General features: G+C 65.2%; 18 protein-coding genes and 1 tRNA gene. 12 read left to right on the top strand and 7 right to left on the bottom strand.

The features are described from left to right. Nucleotides 1-539 precede the first annotated feature (539 nt). The 4 genes from L6Q21_RS10045 to L6Q21_RS10060 all read left to right on the top strand — a co-directional run bounded on the left by L6Q21_RS10045 (nt 540) and on the right by L6Q21_RS10060 (nt 4,095). Nucleotides 540-614: transfer RNA gene (locus L6Q21_RS10045), tRNA-Gln, on the top strand. Between the two features lie 84 nt (nt 615-698). Then, complete coding sequence (locus tag L6Q21_RS10050; protein ID WP_237830609.1) at nt 699-1,658, top strand: pyridoxal-phosphate dependent enzyme; 960 nt, start codon at nt 699-701, stop codon at nt 1,656-1,658. Then, a complete protein-coding gene (locus L6Q21_RS10055; protein ID WP_237830610.1) occupies nt 1,646-2,794 on the top strand; it encodes an alanine racemase in 1,149 nt (382 codons plus the stop codon). The genes L6Q21_RS10050 and L6Q21_RS10055 overlap by 13 nt, the downstream gene beginning before the upstream one ends. After that, nucleotides 2,791-4,095: an MFS transporter gene (locus tag L6Q21_RS10060; RefSeq protein WP_237830611.1), complete on the top strand. Its 1,305-nt coding sequence runs from the start codon at nt 2,791-2,793 to the stop codon at nt 4,093-4,095. Before L6Q21_RS10055 ends, L6Q21_RS10060 begins: the two co-directional genes overlap by 4 nt. Nucleotides 4,096-4,106: 11 nt before the next feature. On the opposite strand, the gene L6Q21_RS10065 is transcribed toward L6Q21_RS10060, so the two are convergent. Further along, nucleotides 4,107-4,724, bottom strand: a complete 618-nt coding sequence (locus L6Q21_RS10065) for a DUF4126 domain-containing protein (protein WP_237830612.1) — start codon at nt 4,722-4,724, stop codon at nt 4,107-4,109. A gap of 125 nt (nt 4,725-4,849) precedes the next feature. On the opposite strand from L6Q21_RS10065, the gene L6Q21_RS10070 reads away from it, so the two are divergent. Continuing rightward, on the top strand, nt 4,850-6,664 hold the full coding sequence (locus L6Q21_RS10070) for an ABC transporter transmembrane domain-containing protein (RefSeq protein ID WP_418895819.1): 1,815 nt from the start codon (nt 4,850-4,852) through the stop codon (nt 6,662-6,664). A gap of 446 nt (nt 6,665-7,110) precedes the next feature. Here the strand turns inward: L6Q21_RS10070 and L6Q21_RS10075 are convergent, their stop codons facing one another. From L6Q21_RS10075 to L6Q21_RS10090, 4 genes are all read right to left on the bottom strand, one after another. Next, on the bottom strand, nt 7,111-7,536 hold the full coding sequence (locus L6Q21_RS10075; protein WP_237830668.1) for an ExbD/TolR family protein: 426 nt from the start codon (nt 7,534-7,536) through the stop codon (nt 7,111-7,113). 24 nt (nt 7,537-7,560) lie between these two features. Then, the gene (locus L6Q21_RS10080) at nt 7,561-8,025 is read right to left on the bottom strand and encodes an ExbD/TolR family protein (protein WP_237830613.1); all 465 of its coding nucleotides are present in this window, start codon (nt 8,023-8,025) and stop codon (nt 7,561-7,563) included. Nucleotides 8,026-8,063: 38 nt separating this feature from the next. Further along, entirely contained in the window at nt 8,064-8,786 is a 723-nt protein-coding gene (locus tag L6Q21_RS10085; protein WP_237830614.1) for a MotA/TolQ/ExbB proton channel family protein, read from the bottom strand. Nucleotides 8,787-8,852: 66 nt separating this feature from the next. Then, on the bottom strand, nt 8,853-9,530 hold the full coding sequence (locus L6Q21_RS10090) for an energy transducer TonB (RefSeq protein WP_237830615.1): 678 nt from the start codon (nt 9,528-9,530) through the stop codon (nt 8,853-8,855). 420 nt (nt 9,531-9,950) lie between these two features. Between L6Q21_RS10090 and L6Q21_RS10095 the strand changes: the two genes are divergently transcribed. After that, the gene (locus L6Q21_RS10095; RefSeq protein WP_237830616.1) at nt 9,951-10,748 is read left to right on the top strand and encodes a hypothetical protein; all 798 of its coding nucleotides are present in this window, start codon (nt 9,951-9,953) and stop codon (nt 10,746-10,748) included. A gap of 3 nt (nt 10,749-10,751) precedes the next feature. Here L6Q21_RS10095 and L6Q21_RS10100 read toward each other — a convergent pair whose 3' ends face one another. Together L6Q21_RS10100 and L6Q21_RS10105 are read right to left on the bottom strand one after the other, a co-directional pair. Continuing rightward, nucleotides 10,752-11,150, bottom strand: a complete 399-nt coding sequence (locus L6Q21_RS10100; RefSeq protein WP_237830617.1) for a dihydroneopterin aldolase — start codon at nt 11,148-11,150, stop codon at nt 10,752-10,754. Further along, nucleotides 11,147-11,935, bottom strand: coding sequence for an SDR family oxidoreductase (locus tag L6Q21_RS10105; protein WP_237830618.1), 789 nt, complete (start codon nt 11,933-11,935; stop codon nt 11,147-11,149). Before L6Q21_RS10105 ends, L6Q21_RS10100 begins: the two co-directional genes overlap by 4 nt. 101 nt (nt 11,936-12,036) lie before the next feature. Here L6Q21_RS10105 and L6Q21_RS10110 point away from each other — a divergent pair, with 101 nt between their 5' ends. The 6 genes from L6Q21_RS10110 (at nt 12,037) to L6Q21_RS10135 (ending at nt 16,922) form a co-directional block, all read left to right on the top strand. Then, a complete protein-coding gene (locus L6Q21_RS10110; RefSeq protein ID WP_237830619.1) occupies nt 12,037-13,293 on the top strand; it encodes a mechanosensitive ion channel family protein in 1,257 nt (418 codons plus the stop codon). An 83-nt stretch (nt 13,294-13,376) separates the two neighbouring features. After that, complete coding sequence (locus L6Q21_RS10115; RefSeq protein WP_237830620.1) at nt 13,377-13,835, top strand: MaoC family dehydratase; 459 nt, start codon at nt 13,377-13,379, stop codon at nt 13,833-13,835. Between the two features lie 102 nt (nt 13,836-13,937). Continuing rightward, nucleotides 13,938-15,116, top strand: coding sequence for an acetyl-CoA C-acyltransferase (locus L6Q21_RS10120; RefSeq protein WP_237830621.1), 1,179 nt, complete (start codon nt 13,938-13,940; stop codon nt 15,114-15,116). A 150-nt stretch (nt 15,117-15,266) separates the two neighbouring features. Continuing rightward, complete coding sequence (locus L6Q21_RS10125) at nt 15,267-15,731, top strand: hypothetical protein (protein WP_237830622.1); 465 nt, start codon at nt 15,267-15,269, stop codon at nt 15,729-15,731. Next, a complete protein-coding gene (locus L6Q21_RS10130) occupies nt 15,718-16,185 on the top strand; it encodes a phage holin family protein (RefSeq protein ID WP_237830623.1) in 468 nt (155 codons plus the stop codon). Before L6Q21_RS10125 ends, L6Q21_RS10130 begins: the two co-directional genes overlap by 14 nt. Next, nucleotides 16,182-16,922, top strand: a complete 741-nt coding sequence (locus L6Q21_RS10135) for a DUF3618 domain-containing protein (RefSeq protein WP_237830624.1) — start codon at nt 16,182-16,184, stop codon at nt 16,920-16,922. Before L6Q21_RS10130 ends, L6Q21_RS10135 begins: the two co-directional genes overlap by 4 nt. Nucleotides 16,923-16,993: the final 71 nt, after the last annotated feature.

A 16,993-nucleotide genomic window follows, 5' to 3' on the forward strand; every position in this document is an offset into this window, starting at 1 on the left:
CCCGCGCAGCAAGCCCAAAGATGCAGCGGCTACTCTTCCTCAAATCGACAGCAACTCGCCGGGCCTGATCACGGTGTCCGAGTTTGCGGGCCTGGCGCGCTTATCACGACGTCAGATCGATCGTTTACGCGCTCGTCCTCCAAGAGGTTTCCCCCGCGAGTATGAGCTGGGCACGAGTGACAGCAAGAACCGGCGATGCCCACGATTCAAGCTCCAAGACGTCCTTGTGTGGCTGAATAGCAGGCGCATTACCTAGGCGCCCAACGCTCCGGCCAGCAGTGTCACTCGATCGTCCCGATGTCCCTGGATTCAGGGCTTTTCTCGGCATTGACCGGTGATCCGATGCGCCTTACGCAACGATCCGCATGCAAAGAAAATCGCAGGCGCTGCGACACTTAAAAATGGCGAAAATCCATGGAAATCCGGAGCAAATCAATGATCTCCAGTCTCCTTTCTGGTCTCATGTTTTGCCGTTGCAAGTCTTCGCCAAACTCACTACACCCAAGAAACACCCGGAAATTAGCGGGTTATCGAGCCCTTGGGGCGTCGCCAAGTGGTAAGGCACCGGTTTTTGGTACCGCCATTCCCAGGTTCGAATCCTGGCACCCCAGCCACCGCATGTCTCGAATCGGCAGGATTTGCCGCAGATGAAAAGGCGCGTTGACCAGCGGCTTGCAGGGCATCACAGTCCTGCCCGCATGCAGCCCGTTCCAAGCCTGGCCGATATCCGCATCGCCCATGGGCGGATCGCGCCCTACATCCACCGCACGCCAATCCTCACGTCCCGCGAAATCGACGAGGCCGCGGGCGCGAGGCTTTTGTTCAAATGCGAGAATCTGCAACGCTCCGGGGCCTTCAAGGCGCGTGGAGCCTATAATGCGGTGTTGTCCCTGCCCGATGAAATGGCGCGCTGCGGCGTCGTCACCCACAGCAGCGGCAACCATGCGGCCGCCCTGGCGCTGGCGGCCCGCACGCGCGGGATCGCAGCACATGTGGTGATGCCGGCGAACGCGCCGGCCGTGAAGAAAGCCGCCGTGCGTGGATATGGCGCGAAGATCGTCGAATGCGAGCCGACGCTCGCCGCGCGCGAAGCCGCTGCCGCGGCAATTGTCGGGGAAACGGGGGCAAAGCTGATTCCGCCGTTCGACAATGAAGCGGTGATCGCAGGGCAGGGCACCTGCTTCGTGGAGTTGCTGGAGGATGCGGGGGTGGAACTGGAAGCCGTCACCTGCCCGGTGGGAGGGGGAGGGCTGCTGGCGGGAACGGCGATCGCCGCCGGCGGGCTGGCGCCTGGCCTGTCGGTGGTCGCCGCCGAGCCGCTGGCGGCGGACGACGCTGCCCGGGGTTTTACGTCGGGGGTGTTGCAGCCGCAGGTGCTGCCGCTGGCCACCGTTGCCGATGGGTTGACCACGGCCATGAGCCCGCTCACCTTCGCGATCATGCGCGCGCATGTGCAGGCCGTGGTCACTGTGTCGGAAGCCGCGATATTGGAAGCGATGCGCCTGATCTGGACCCGGATGAAGCTGCTGGTGGAACCCAGCAGCGCGGTGCCGCTGGCGGCGATCCTGGAGCGTTGCTGGGATGCGCAGGGCAAGACGATCGGTGTGATCCTGACCGGCGGCAATGTGGATATCGACCATCTGCCATGGACGCGCTGAGCGAATTCCTGGCGCGGGTGCGGCCGCCGCGCACCCCGGCTCTTGCCGTGCGCCGCGAAGCCATGATGGCCAATTTGCGCGCGATGCAGGCCGCGTGCGACAGCGCGGGTGTTCGTTTGCGGCCGCATGGCAAGATGGCGAAATGCAGCCGGTTGGCGCTGGAGCAGCTGCGGTTGGGCGCGATCGGTATCTGTTGCCAGACGGTTGGTGAAGCCGAAGCTTATGCCCGGGCCGGCGTGCGGGATTTGCTGATCTCCGCCCCGGTTCCGCAATGGGGCTGGCGGATTCTGGAGGAAATTGCCGTAAGCGGTGCGGAAGTCGCCGCTATCGTCGACAGCGAAGCGCAGGTCGCGCAGGCCGGAATGGCTGGCGCCTTCTCATTGTCGTTGCTGGCGGATGTCGATGGCGGGCAGCACCGCAGCGGCGCCCGCTTTGCCGATGTGCCAAAGCTTGTGCAGGCCATCATCGCCGCCGATTTTCGCTGGGGCGGGCTGCAATGCTACCTGGGCCATCTGCAGGCCGAGCGCGAACGGGCCAGCGCCCATCAGGCGGCAATGGAGCATCTGAGGCGGCTGATCGCCGGATTGTCTTCGCAGGGGCTGCGTCCGGCGGTGGTCAGCGGCGGCGGAACGGGTACCGCTCCCCTCGATCTGGCCGCAGCTGTCTTCACCGAGTTGCAGGCCGGCTCTTACGCGCTGATGGATGTGCAATATGGCGATGCCGGCGCGGCGTTCGAGCCGGCCCTGTTCCTGGCCGCCACCGTCGTGTCCAGCCAGCGCAAGAGCCATGTGACGGTCGACGCCGGGTTGAAGGCGCTTGCCGCCGATGGCCCTGCCGCCCGCCCGGTGGCCGGTGTGCCGCAAGGGTGCCGCTTCCGTTTCATGGGGGACGAACATGCCGCGCTCCTTCACCCTGAGGCTTTGGGGCTGTTCGCGGAGCTCGGGCTTTCCGCGGTCGACCGGATCGAGGCGGATCCGGCCTTCAAGCGGCCTGAATGGCCGGCCGATGGAGCGCTCGTCTGGCTGCAGCCCGGCCATGTCGACCCAACGGTCAATCTGCACGACGGCTTGTGGGTCGCGGACGAGGATGGAGCATTGGAATTCTGGCCGGTAGACGCGCGGAGGCAGAGCCGGTGAGTCGCCTGACACGGCAGGAAACCGCCTGGGCGCTGACCGAGGCTGCGAACGAGCCCTATTTCAACCTTGTGCAGCGTTATGTCTTCGCCCCCTATTTCGCGGGGACGCTGGCGGCTTCGGCGGCGGTTGGCGCAAGCCTCTGGGGCTATGCGCTTGGGGCTGCCGGGCTTGCCATCGCCATATTGGCGCCGCTTCTGGGCTCGATCGCGGATTCCGGCTCCCGTTTGAAGCCCTGGCTGGCGGGAGCCGGCGCCGTCGCCTTCGTGGCGGCCGGCTCGCTCTGGTTCGCGGCGCCCGGGGTTTCCTTGCTGCCCGTGGCCCTGGCCATCTTCGTCGCCTCGGTCGCGATGGAGTTGATGAACCAGTTCACCAACGCCTTCCTGCCCGTCGCCTGCCGGCGCGAGCGCATGGGCCTTTTGTCCGGGCTGTCGTTCGGTTTCAGCCAGTTGGCGGGAATTGCCGTGCTGCTGCTGGTGCTGGCTTTGTCCTCCAGCCCGCCCGACTTTGTCGCCGGTGCGGCCAATGGCGTGGATCGGCTCGCCGGGCCGATCGCGGCGGTTGCGATCCTGATATTTCTGACGCCCTTCCTGCTCGTCGCAAAGGACAGGCCGGCGACGAACGGGCCCTCGGTTCGGCAGGGCCTGAAGGATTTGCGCGACACCTTGCGGGAGGCCTGGGCGGACCGGAATATGCGGCTGTTCCTGATAGCCCGCATGATCGCGGCAGACGGCATGGCGATCGTTTTCGGATTCGGCGCGGTTCTGGCCGCCGCGGCTTTCGGCTGGAAAGCGGATTCGCTGGCGCGCTTCGGGCTCGTCATCACCGTTTTCGGCGTGATCGGCGGTTTCTCGGGCGGTTTCATAGATGGACGGATCGGGGCGAGGCGGCTGGCGCTGCTGGGACTGGCCTTGATGACGCTTGGCGCCGCGTCGGTGATCCTGACGGATGAAAGCCGCCTTCTCGGTTTCCCGACCGGGGTGGCGCTGGGCACACCCCTTTCCAGCCCTCAGGAATGGGGTTTCATGGTGTCGGGGGCGTTCATCGCGGCGGGGGCGGCTTTCACCATCGCCGGCATGCGCACGATGATGGCCATATTGGCACCTCCGGGAAAGATCGCTGCCTATTTCGGGCTTTACGCCTTCGTCGGCAAGGCAACGGCCTTCATCGGACCGACCCTGGTGGGCGGTATCGCCAGCGTCACCGGCTCAGTTCGCCCGGGCATCGCCATTGCGATAGTGTTTCTGCTGCTGGGCGGCGTCGCGCTTTATCTGGTGCGCATGCCAGGCCGGCGGATGGACTGACGAAGGGCGTTTCACCCCCCGGTCGGCGGCTTTTTTTCGGCCGGGCTGAACAATTCCCCTATGTCCTTCACGAAGCGGCGGAAGGCGAGGAAGATGCCGACGGTAGCCGCCAGCAGCAGCGCGACCAGCGCAAGCGCGATCCAGGGGTTGGCCAGCGCGATGAGAAGCGTCGTCGTGGTCGCCACGTCCTCGGCGCCCGACATCACGACGTTGGAGACAGGCTCCGGGCTGGTGTTGACGGCGGCGCGGGCCGAGGCCTTGGCGCCATGGGTGAGGAAGGCGGAGCCGCCGCCCAGCAGCAGCGTGACGATCTGCCAGACCGGCTGGCTCGGGTCGATGATGGCAAGCGCCAGCAGCGCGCCGCCCAGCGGGCGGATGATGGTGTGGACTCCGTCCCAGGCGCTGTCGACCCAGGCGATCTTGTCGGCCAGGAACTCCGCGACCGCGCCCAGAAGCGCCGCGCCGATGATCCAGGGGCTTCCCAGCACGTCCAGGGACTGGAGATGCTCGGGCAGGGGGATCAGGTCGAAATGCATCGCCAAGCCGGCGACCAGCACGGTCGCATACAGGCGCCATCCGGCCAGCAGGCTGAAGCTGGCCGCAAGCGCAATCAGTTCGGTGGCGGCCATCGGCGACTTCCTTTCGCGCGAACTGATCCCATGGGGTCGCGGGATTGGCAAGAGAGATTGAGGAAGGGCCGGCGAGCGCCTATGGGAGCGCGGTGACTTCCGAAAAGACCGCCGAACCGCCTGCAGTGAAATCGCCCGAGGCTGCACAGGACGCTGCGAAGGCAGCGGCTGCGCGCAAGCTTTCGAACCTGGGGCTGCTGTGGGGCTATGCCCGGCGTTACCCCGCGCAGTTGACGGCGGCGCTGATCGCGCTGGTGGTGGCGGCGAGCGCCACGCTGGCCATTCCGCAGGGCTTCAAGCTGGTGGTGGATCGCGGCTTCGGGGCCGGGGCCGATGCCGACATCGCGCCTTACTTCTGGGGGTTGCTGGGGATCGTGCTGGTGCTGGGCGCCGCGACCGCCGTCCGCTTCTATTTTGTGAGCTGGCTGGGCGAGCGTGTCGTCGCCGACCTGCGGCGGGACGTGCAGGCGCATCTGTTGCGGCTGGACCCGGCTTTCTTCGAGACCAATCGCCCATCCGAGATCGCCTCCAGACTGACCGCCGACACGGCGATCCTGGAACAGGTGGTGGCCACTTCCGCGTCGGTTGCCTTGCGGAACCTGTTCATGGGGCTTGGCGGCCTCGTGTATCTGCTGAGCCTTTCGCCGAAGCTGACCGGCCTGATGCTGGTGGTGATTCCGCTGGTGATCGTGCCCATCACCTATATGGGGAAACGGGTGCGGCTGCTGTCGCAGAAGAGCCAGGACCGTGTGGCGGATGTCGGCTCGCTGGTGTCCGAACTGCTGCGCGGCATCAAGGTGGTGCAGGCTTTCGGGGCGGAGCAGCGCGAGACGCTGCGGTTCGCGGAAACGGTGGAAATGGCCTTCGGCACGGCCAAGCGTCGGGTGCGAATGCGCGCGATCATGACGGCGATCGTGATCACGCTGGTGTTCGGGGCCATTACGCTGGTGCTGTGGGAGGGCGCGAACGATGTGATCTCCGGCGAGATGAGCGGCGGCACCATCACCGCTTTCGTGCTGGCCGCGGCCCTTGTGGCAGGCGCCTTCGGGGCGTTGACCGAGGTCTATGGCGATGTGATGCGCGCGGCTGGAGCGTCGGCGCGGGTGCGCGACTTGCTGGCGGAGCAGCCGGCCATTCAAAAACCCGCCGACCCTGAGGCATTGCCGCTGCCGGCCGAAGGCAGGCTTGCTTTCGAGAAGGTCGAGTTCCGCTACCCCAGCCGGCCGGAACTTCCGGCGATCCACGGTTTCGATCTTTCGATCGCTCCGGGCGAGCGGGTGGCTTTTGTCGGCCCGTCGGGGGCTGGCAAGTCCACCCTGTTCCAGCTGGTGCAGCGCTTCTACGACCCCGAGAGCGGCTGCATCCGCATGGACGGCGTCGATTTGCGGCAGGTGGATCCGGCGGAGTTGCGCGCGCGCATTGCCGTCGTGCCGCAGGAGGCGGTGATCTTCATGGGAACGGCCCGTTACAACATCGCCTATGGCCGGCCGGACGCGAACGAGGCGGAGATATGGGCGGCCGCGGAAGCCGCCAATGCCGCTGGATTCCTGCGGGCTCTGCCTGAAGGCCTGGATACGGAGATGGGGGAGGGCGGAACCCAGCTTTCAGGCGGGCAGCGCCAGAGGCTCGCCATCGCCCGTGCCATTCTGAAGGATGCGCCGATTCTGCTGCTGGACGAAGCGACCAGCGCCCTCGACGCTGAAAGCGAAGCCGCGGTGCAGGAGGCGCTGGAGCATCTGATGCAGGGGCGGACGAGCCTGGTGATCGCCCATCGCCTTTCCACCGTGAAAGACGCGGATCGAATCATCGTCATGGATGGCGGTTCGGTCGTGGAAACCGGCACGCACAATGCGCTGCTGGAACGCAAGGGCCTTTATGCCCGGCTGGCCGAACTGCAGGCCATGGGCTTCAGCGAAGTGGACAGCGCTTTCAGCCACTGAAATTCGCTGCAATGGGGAGAGGCCCGGATTCTGCCTTCGGAAGGGCCGTGCCAGGACCAGGCTGAAAACCCATAAAAGTAATGGATATATTTTCCGTCATCCCGGGCTTGACCCGGGATACCGCTTCTTGCCCACGGCGGCGGGAAAACTGGACCCCGGGTCAAGCCGGGGTGACGAAGGGGAGTGGGGTGACGAAGGGGAGTGGGGTGACGAAGGGGAATATGAGGCCCCAACCTAGGACTAGCGGGCGGGGACATGAGCGGATAGCGCTGGACCGCGTTTCAAAGCTCCAAGACAAGGCGCACCCTTAGGCTCTTCTGGGCTTCCCCCCAGCGCAGCGCTTCTGCCTAAGGTCTTTCCGGTGACAAGCGCCAAAAAGAAAAGGGCGGAGGAAAACCTCCGCCCCAATCTGTTTCGCGTTTCAGGCCGTTTGGTTGAGCCGAAGCTCAAGCGTAGGCCTCGTTCCCGACGAAACCCATCTTCTTGATGCCCGCTTGCTGGGCAATCGCCATCACGCGGTTCACAATCTCGTACCTGGCCATCTGGTCGGGCTTCAGGCGCAGCTCAGGCTGCGATTCAGCTGGCTGAATGGCTCCGACCTGTTTCAGATAGGTATCAAGCTGTTCCAGAGTCACTTCCTCATCGTTCCAGTAGATGGTGTTCAGGAAGTCGATGTTGATCTGGTTGAAGTCGGGCTTGATGTTCGGATTGTTGCTCGGCGTCGGCGGCGGAAGGTCGAGCTTCGTCGCGTGCGTCTGGATCGGGATGGTGATGATGAACATGATGAGCAGCACGAGCATGACGTCGATCAGCGGCGTCGTGTTCATTTCGCCCATCGGCTTGTCTTCGCCGCCTGCGGCTCCGACTGACATTCCCATGGTTGTAGCTCCTGAAACTTAGCGCGTGACGTTGCCGGCGGGCGGCTCGGAAATGAACCCGATCTTCTGGTATCCGGCCCGCTGCATGGCGAAGATGGCCCCGCCGACGCAGCGATACTCGGTGTTGGAGTCACCGCGGATGTGCACTTCCGGAAGTTCGATCTTCGCGCCGGCGGCCTTCTGCTTCTCCACCTCGGAAAGCAGATAGGCCGCACCCTTTTCGCGTAGCTGGTCGGTCGAATCCAACCGCCCCAGGCCCCAGAAGATGTCGCAATTGGCGTCAACCGACAGCGGCACATTCTCGGGCTTGGTGGTGGTGGGGATGTTCGCGACCTTCGGAAGTTCGACCGGCACCGTCTGGATGACGACGGGAACGGTGATGAGGAAGATGATGAGAAGAACCAGCATCACGTCCACGAGGGGCGTGGTGTTGATTTCGGACATCAGTCCGCCTTCTTCCTGCTCACCGACGTTCATTGCCATGGGATTTTTCCCCTAAACCAGACTGAAGACCGACAGACTTACTTCTTCGGGGCAACCGGAGCCGCAGCCGCGACGGGAGCCGCACGGGCAACGCGCGAACCCGAAAGCAGATAGCCGTGCACGTCGGCCGCGAAGGTGTTCAGGCGCTCCATGATCGCCTTGTTGCGGCCGGCGAGATAGTTGTAGCCGAGCACCGCCGGCACCGCGACCGCGAGACCGATGGCCGTCATGATGAGGGCTTCACCCACCGGGCCGGCGACCTTGTCGATCGAGGCCTGACCGGCGATGCCGATGTTCACGAGCGCGCGATAGATGCCGATAACGGTACCGAGCAGACCGATGAACGGAGCCGTCGCGCCGACCGAAGCGAGGAAGGAGAGGCCCGAGTTCAGCTTGGAGCCGATGAGGCTGGCCGAACGGTTGAGGCTCATCGTCACCCACTCGTGCTGGTCGATCTGGTCGGTCAGCTTGCCTTCATGGTGGTCGAAGGCGCGCAGGCCGTCGTCAGCCAGCTGGCGGAAAGCCGAGTTCTTCTCGAGCTTGGCGGTGCCTTCCTTGAGGCTGGTCGCCGACCAGACCTTTTTTTCGACATTCGCGGCTTCGGACAGCAGTTTGCGCTGCTCGAACCATTTGGTGATCATGATGTACCAGGACACGATCGACATCAGAACCATGATGCCAAAGATCGCCTGGGCGACGATGCCGCCCTGTTCGAGCGCGGCAACAAGGCCGTACGGGTTCTCAGTCGTAACAGCAGCCATATCTATTCCCTCTAGCGAAAATATGTCTCAGAATTTGATGAAGTCAGCCGAAGAACCGGCGCTGTCCTAGCGCCGGCCTTCCTGCAGCTGCCACCGGTAGTTGCGCGTGATGGTCGCTTCGACCGGCTGGCCGTTCTGCGTGGCGGGCTTGAAGCGCCAGCGGCGTTCGGCGATCTGGCAGGCCCGTTCGTCCAGGCGGTTGAAACCGCTGGGGTTGACCACGGAGCAGGCCTTCACCCGACCATCGGCACCGACGGTGACGCGAACGCCGGTCACACCCTCCTCGCCGGCCCGGCGCGAGGCGTCCGGATAGTCATCTTCCGACACCGTGAAGGTGCGGGCGATGGCTTGAGGCGCGGTCGGCGCGATGGCGGGCGGAGCCGGCGGCGGCGGTGCGGGCGGAGCCGGCGGCGCGGGCGGAGCCACACGCGGCGGTTCCGGGGTCGCGATCGTCGTCTGCGTCGTGATCGTCGGCGGCGGCGGAGCCGTCTGCTCGATCACCACGTCCGGCGGCGGCACATAAGGCGGAATTTCTTCCAGCTTCGGCGGCGGCGGCGGTGTTTCCTCCGGCGGCGGAGCCGGTTCCTCGATATTCACCGTTTCCAGCGGCCCGGTGATGACCTTGACGGCCTTAACGGCAAGACCAGAAACGAGGGCGTAGCCAAGCGCGATATGCAGCAACGCGACCATGATGATCGCGTACCACGTTCGACGGCTGATGCCTTCCTGCTGAAGATACGACATAGGCTCAGTGCCACTCCCTCACGTGGCGGCCGCAGCAGCCGCCGCCTGAAAACCCATGGCCTGTTTGCCACCGGTTTCCCGATAGCCAACCGACCCTGCCCCTTATTCCTCTCCCTATTGGGTCAGCACAAGCGCGCGAGCGCCTGCCCGGATCCCGAGGCATCCGATTCGGATGCCCCCCTTACCGGGTGACCTTGCCGGGCTGCAACACGATATTATCGCGAACCGACCGCCGTAGATACCGGATTGAACCGGCCTTCTGCAGGTCGGATCGGTCCAAAGGCGCGACCCAGACGCAAGTTTGATACCCTCGCCCCCTTTCGGCCGCAACCGATTTTCGTGTAGCATGAGCAGGTAATGAACAGACTGTTTTCCCAAGGGGGCCGCAAAGCTCTGCTGGCGTGGCCGCTTTTTTCATGGATGACATTATTCGCCGTTCCCGGCGAGGCGCAGATTCTTCATCCTGGTGCTGAAATCGGCTGGACGGATTATGCCGATCTGGCGCTGGCGAGCCCGGTGGTGCTGGTGGGGGCGGTCGACAGGGTCGATCGCCTCTCGAAGAAGGACGCGCCCGATGTTCCGCCCGGACAGGTGCGGGCCCTGGTGCAGGCGAAACTGCAAACGGCCCTGAAGGCGCCCTCCCTGCTGCCCGAGGGGGCCGCCTGGCTTTGGCAAGGGGCGGCTGGAGCCAAGGGCAGGCCGCCTTTCGCGCGGGAGGACAGGCTGCTGGTCTTCGCCAGGCCGATGGCCGGCGGCGCCCGGCCGGAAGTGCAGGCGCTGCAGCTTGTTTCGAATGCCGGGCAACAGCCCTGGACAGTGGAGGCCGAGGCTCAGGTGCGGGCGATTCTCAAGGAAGCGCAGCAGCCTGGGGCGCTCGGGCTGATGGTTACGGGGGTGGCCGACGGCTTCCATACGCAAGGCGACGTGCCCGGCACATCGGAAAGCCAGTTCTTCCTGCGGACGGAAGGCGGAAGGCCGCTCACGCTGGTGGTGCGGCGTTCACCGGGCCGGGAGCCGGAGGTTCGCGCCAGCGCCGGCGATCTGGTGGAGCGGGCCGTTCCTATCCAGCCGCGCACGCTGTTGTGGCGGGCGCTGGCCTGCGGCCTTCCCGCCGAACTGCCTCCCGCTCTTGCGGGCCAGGAGGGGCTGGCCGGAGACTATCGTCTGGCGCGAGAGGCGATCGGCGCCTGCGGGCGCACGCTTCCGCCGCCAGCCTGACGGTCATTCGCTGGAAAGCAGGACACCGACGGCCCGGGCATCCGGATAGACATCCGGTTTCTTCAGCCAGACGCTGAGCGCGATCACGCCGGGCTTCTGGGCGATCAGGGCGAAGATTTCCTCCGCCAGGGTTTCCTGCAGATTGAAGCGCCGGTCCCGGATGAGATCGATGATGCTGGAGCGGATGAAGTCGTAGTTCCAGCTGGCCTCGCGCGTGTCGCTGCTGGGCCAGTGGGCAAGATCCAGTGTGACGGAAACCGTGGCCAGCAAGCGCTGGGGCGTGCCGATTTCGAAGTCGTGGAAGCCGATGTCGGCATGCACGGCGAGATCTTCCAGGATCACCTTGTGCGTGCGGGGGCTGACGGCGCCTTGCCGGCCTTCGTGAAGGGGAACAACTGTCATGACGCGACCATATAGGCGACGTCGCGCGGAAGTGCGAGGAAGCGCTGGCCGGAATCGATGGTGAGCGTCTGGCCGGTGATCGTCGGCGTCTGGATCAGGAAACGAAGCGCGCGGGCGAGGTCCTCCGTCCGGACTCCGCGGTGGAGCGCGTTGCGCACATGCGCCGCTTCGAAATTGGCGCGGTTCTGTTCGCCCGACAGGAGCGTGATGGCCGGATTGATCATGTTCACCCGGATTCGCGGCGCCAGGGCCTGGGCGGCCACTTCGGTAAGCCCCGCCAGGCCGAATTTGGAAATGGTATAGCTGAAGAAGTCGGGATTGGGGGCGGCAAGCTTGGCGTCCCCCAGATTGACGACAAGCCCGTTCGCGCCTTCCGGCAATGCCCGGGCGAAACGGTCGATCAAAAGGGCGGGGGCTGCAAGATTGACCGCCATCTGCCTTTCCCAGATCGAACGATCGACAGCGCCCAGCCTGTCCTCCTCGAACAGGGAGGCGTTGTTCACCAGGATTTGCGGGGGGCTGGGAAGGCGCGCGAAGAGCGAATCGGCCGCATCGGGCGCCATCAGCTCCTGCTGGATCACCAGCGGCTCCGGATGGCCTTCCGCCGCGAGTTCCGCCGCCAGTTCCTGCGCTTCGGCACGGGAACTGTTGTAGTGGAGGGCGAGGCGGAAACCCTCCTCGGCCAGCGTTCGCGCCAGAGCGGCGCCGATGCGCCTGGCGGCCCCCGTCACCAGTGCGAGGGGAGGGGAGCCGGAGGCGGTTTCGAATTCCTTTGGGGCGGCCATGGCCTGTCTTTACCCATGTGCCCCTCTGGCGGCTAGCTGCCGGCGCTATTCCCGAACATGGGCGGTTGCGGCCCGCCCCCCACCCGCTTTAGATCAGGACGATGATCGGATTCACACCCTACGCCGCCAAAGCGCCCGCCACCGCGGAGGAACTGCTGACCCTGCCGGGGGTGGAAACGACCAGCCTGCCCGAGCAGGCCGAGGAGTTGACCCGCGAACTGTTCCACTGGCTTCGGACCGACAGTTTCGGCCTGCTGGCGGCGATCGGCATCGGTTTCGTGCTTTACGCCCTGTTCGTGGCGGTTCGCAGCTATGCCCGCAACCGGCTGGCGCGCAATGTGCTGTTCGGAAGCTGGGGCTGGGTGGCCTTGAAGGTGATCGCCAGAACCCGCAGCTTCTTCCTGATGACGGCGGCGATGAAGATCGCCAGCAACCTGTTCGGCGCGCCTTCCGCCTGGCACAGCCTGATCACCTTCCTGTTCACCATCGCCAGCGCGGTACAGGGCGCCTTCTGGGTGCGCGAATTCCTGATCTCGCTCGTCGAGCGCCGGGCCGAGCAGTCGGAGGGGGATCCGGCGATGTCGTCGGCGGTGGGCGTGCTCTCCGTCATCATCAACATGGTGGTATGGGCGCTGGCCGGAATCATCCTGCTCGACAATCTGGGGGTCAATGTGACTGCGCTGGTCGCCGGCCTCGGGATCGGCGGTATCGCCATCGGCCTTGCCGCGCAGGGCATCTTCTCCGACCTGTTCGCGGCGCTTTCGATCCTGCTCGACCGCCCGTTCCAGCGGGGCGAGACGATCCAGGTCGGCGGAGCGCAGGGAGTCGTGGGGACGGTCGAGAATATCGGCCTCAAGACCACGCGCCTGAGGGCGCTTTCCGGTGAAGTGGTGGTGATGTCGAACGCCAATCTGCTGAACCAGCAGATCAACAATTTCGCCGATTTCAGCCATCGCCGCGTCGTGCTGCTGATAGAGGTGATCTACCAGACGGAACCGGGCCTGCTGGAGTCCATCCCGGACGAAATCGAGCGAATCGTGAACGCCATTCCCAATTGCCGGTTCGACCGTTGCCACCTGTTCCAGTTCGCCACCTCGGCGCTGGACTATGAACTGGTCTTCCAGGTCGGCAAGCCGGACCTGCAGACGATGTTCGATGCGCGGCAGGCGGTCATGGTGGCGATCATCCGCCGCTTTGCCGAGCTTCAGATCGATTTCGCCTTCCCGTCGCAGACGAGCTACCTCGCCGGCCCGGACGGCCGTATCGTTCCGCCGCATCCCGAAGGCCAGCAGCCGTCGCGGCCGGCGCATCTGGCGGGCAAGACCAGACGGGCTGGCAAAACTGCCGGGGCCGACTGAGAGCGCCGCCTCCACCTCTTGCCACCCTGTCCGCCGGGGGCCATGGAACTGCCCTGACGGCTGGCCTGATGAGGGGAGTGAGGATGTCGCGAACGCTGCCAATCGCGGAATATCTGGAGCTGAAGGGAAAGGATCTCGGCACATCGGCGTGGATCGAAGTCTCGCAGGAGCGGATCGACCGTTTCGCCGATGTGACGGAAGACCATCAGTTCATCCACATCGACCCCGAAAGAGCGAAGGCGACTCCGTTCGGCTCCACCATCGCCCATGGCTTCCTCAGCCTCTCGCTGTTGTCGGCCATGGCCTATGATGCGATGCCGGGGATCGAGGGCGCGAAGATGGGCGTGAACTACGGGTTCAATTCCATCCGCTTCCTGGCGCCGGTGAAGTCCGGCAGGCGGGTCCGGGGGCATTTCCGCCTGCTGGACGTGGTGGAGCGGTCGCCCGGCGTTTTCCAGTCGACCGTTGAGGTCAAAGTCGCAATCGAAGGGGAGGACAAGCCCGCGCTCTCGGCGGAATGGCTGTCGCTCGCCTACCTCTGACAGGCTGCCCTCTGACACGCCCCGGTCTGACTGGGGCTGATTTTCTGAAAACGCCGGAGATGGCCGGGCCATCGACGGCGGCAACCATATCGGGAGATGAAAATGCGTGATGCCGTAATCGTTTCGACCGCCCGCACGCCGATCGGCAAGGCGTTCCGTGGCGCGTTCAATGCCACCCTGACGCCGACTCTGGCCGGCCATGCGGTGAAGGCCGCCGTGGAGCGGGCGAAGCTCGAAGGCCCGGAAGTCGACGATGTGGTGATGGGCTGCGTGCTGACGCAGGGCTCGGGCGCTTCCAACGTCGGGCGCCTGGCGCTGCTGAGGGCCGGGCTGCCGGTCACCGTCTCCGGCCAGACGATCGACCGGCAATGCTCGTCCGGGCTGATGGCGATCGCCATCGCCGCGAAGCAGATCATCGTCGACGGCATGCAGGTCGCCGTCGGGGCCGGTGTCGACAGCATTTCGACGGTGCAGACGGACCGCTTCTTCTTCCAGGCCGACCCCGAGCTGGTGGCGATGCACCAGGATGTCTACATGCCGATGATCGACACGGCGGAAGTCGTCGCCAGGCGCTATGGCATCAGCCGCGACCGGCAGGACGAATATGCCTATCAGTCGCAGATGCGGACGGCGGCGGCCCAGGCAGCCGGCAGGTTCGACGACGAGATTGTGCCGATGACGACGACCATGAAGATGGTCAACAAGGAGACGAAGGAAGTCTCCGAACATGTCGTCACCTTGTCGAAGGACGAAGGCAACCGGCCGGAGACGACGCTGGAAGGGCTGAAGGGCCTGCAGCCGGTGCGCGGCCCCGGCCTCAACATCACCGCCGGCAACGCCAGCCAGCTTTCGGACGGCGCCTCCGCCTCGGTGCTGATGGAGGCCGGCGAAGCGGCGCGGCGCGGGTTGCAGCCGCTTGGCCGCTATGTCGGCATCGCGGTCGCCGGCCTGGAGCCGGACGAGATGGGGATCGGTCCGGTCTACGCCATTCCGAAATTGCTGAAGCAGCATGGATTGACGGTGGACGACATCGGCCTTTGGGAACTTAACGAAGCCTTCGCGGTTCAAGTGGTATATTGCGCGGACAAGCTGGGGCTTCCGATGGATCGGCTGAACGTGAACGGCGGCGCCATTTCGATCGGCCACCCCTTCGGCATGTCGGGCGCGCGACTGACGGGCCATGCGCTGATCGAAGGCAAGCGGCGCGGGGCGAAATATGTGGTCGTCACCATGTGTATCGGTGGCGGCATGGGCGCGGCGGGGCTGTTCGAGGTGCTTTGATGAAGATCCGGTGAAATCATCGGATTTTCCACTGGAATCGCATCGGAGGGCTTGGCAGCCTGAATTGGCTCCCTAGCTTGGGGAGTGAGAGAGGTTTTCCGAATGCCGGGGGCGACTCGTCCCCGGCGGTGCACCGAAAGGACTTGAAGAATGGCTGTTAAGGGCACGACGATCACCGATCTCGCCGACGATGTGGCCGGCAACACCAGCCAGGTTGCGCAGAAGGTGAGCGAAAAGGCTTCCGACGTTCTGGTCGAAGTGAAGGACGATGTGGCGGAAATCGCCGCGAAGGCCGGTGGCGCCACCAAGTCCGCCGCGACCAGCGGCAAGGACTATGCGGCGGAAGCCGTGCATGGACTGGCCGGCGCGGCCCGGGAAATGGCGAGCAAGCTGGACGACGGTTCCGGCGGCGGCAACGCCAAGGCCGCCGATTTCGCCCGCAAGGCGGCCGACAGCATGGACAAATTCTCGTCGAAACTGCGCGACAGGAATGTCGACGAGATCGCCGAGGACGCCCGCTCGATCGTCCGCAACAACCCGGCGATCGCCGTCGGCGCCGCCGCCGTCATCGGCTTTGCCCTTGCCCGCTTCCTGAAGGGCAATGGTGACGACTGAGGCGCCCGGTGGCGCAGCGAGCGCTGCCCCCGGGCGGCGTTCGTTCGTCGACACCTGGACGGAAGTGGCCGCCGACGCGGGCGGCCTCATCCGGGCCGAAGCGGCGATGGCGCGGCTGGAAACCGGCGAGAATTTGCGTGGATTCGCCGGCGATGCGGCGAGGATCGGCGCGGGCGCCTTGCTGATTTCGGTGACGATCGTGTTGCTGGCGGTCGCCGCTGTAGTCGCACTTGCCCATCTGGTGGGCATGCTGGCGGCGTTGCTGATCGTGGCAGGCATCTGTGCCGTAGCCGGCTGGCTGCTCGTGCGCAGCGGGAAGGAGGCGATTTCCACACGCCGCCTGCTGCCGGAGCGCAGCCTGTCGCGCATGTCCCGCGATCTGGAGCGTCTGTCGGCGCAAGGGGCGCCCTTGCCGATGGAGGAAACCGCAAGCGCGGAAACGGAGAGGCCATGAAGAACGTGGAACTGCTGGCGGAGACTGTGGGGGTGCCGCAGACTCTGGCCCTTCTCGAAACCGAAGCAGATGCGCGCCGGGCGCGCCTGTCCGACAATCTTGAAGAACTGGCCGTTCGCATGCGGCCACGCAATATCGTGGCCGAAATGAAGGAAGCGGCCTGGGCGGAGGTGGATCGCGTGACCGACGAATTTCTGAACGTGGCAAGCGACCTGGTCGACGACAGCGTCGAGTGGGTGAAGGAAAACCGCACGGTTGTGGCGGGGGGCGCGCTGACGGGCCTGCTGGCTGCCGCGGCCGTCTGGTATCTCAGCCGGCGAACGACCGTTCCGCTTTACGCGGCCTATGACATGGAGGATCCCGACATGATGAACGAGACCGAAGAGACTCTGGGCGAAAAGGCGAACGAAGCCTGGGGCAAGGTGAAGGAAGAAGCCCAGCATCTGGGTGAAAAGGCCGAGGGCGCCTATTACGCCGCCCGTTCCAAGGCGGCCGTGCTTTCGGATTCCGCCCGCGAACAGGCCGCCCATGCCGCTGAAGTGGCGCGCGAGCGGGCGCATGAAGCGGCCGAGGCCGCGCGTGAGGCGGCCGAGCGGGCGCGCGAAGCCGCCGTGGAGGCGGGCCGCTGGGCGAAGAAGCAGCCGCAGGACAATCCGGCGACGGTGATTCTGGCGGCGCTGGCTGCCGGTGCCGTCATCGGCGCGCTTCTGCCGGCGAGTGGCCGCCGCCGCGCCTGAGGCCTGCCATTCAGGCGGCCGAAAGCCAAAATGCGTCAAGGGGTTGGTCCATGCGACCGGCCCCTTTTCGC

It is taken from the genome of Sandaracinobacteroides sayramensis, assembly GCF_022014495.1.
GTDB classification, from domain to species: domain Bacteria; phylum Pseudomonadota; class Alphaproteobacteria; order Sphingomonadales; family Sphingomonadaceae; genus Sandaracinobacteroides; species Sandaracinobacteroides sayramense.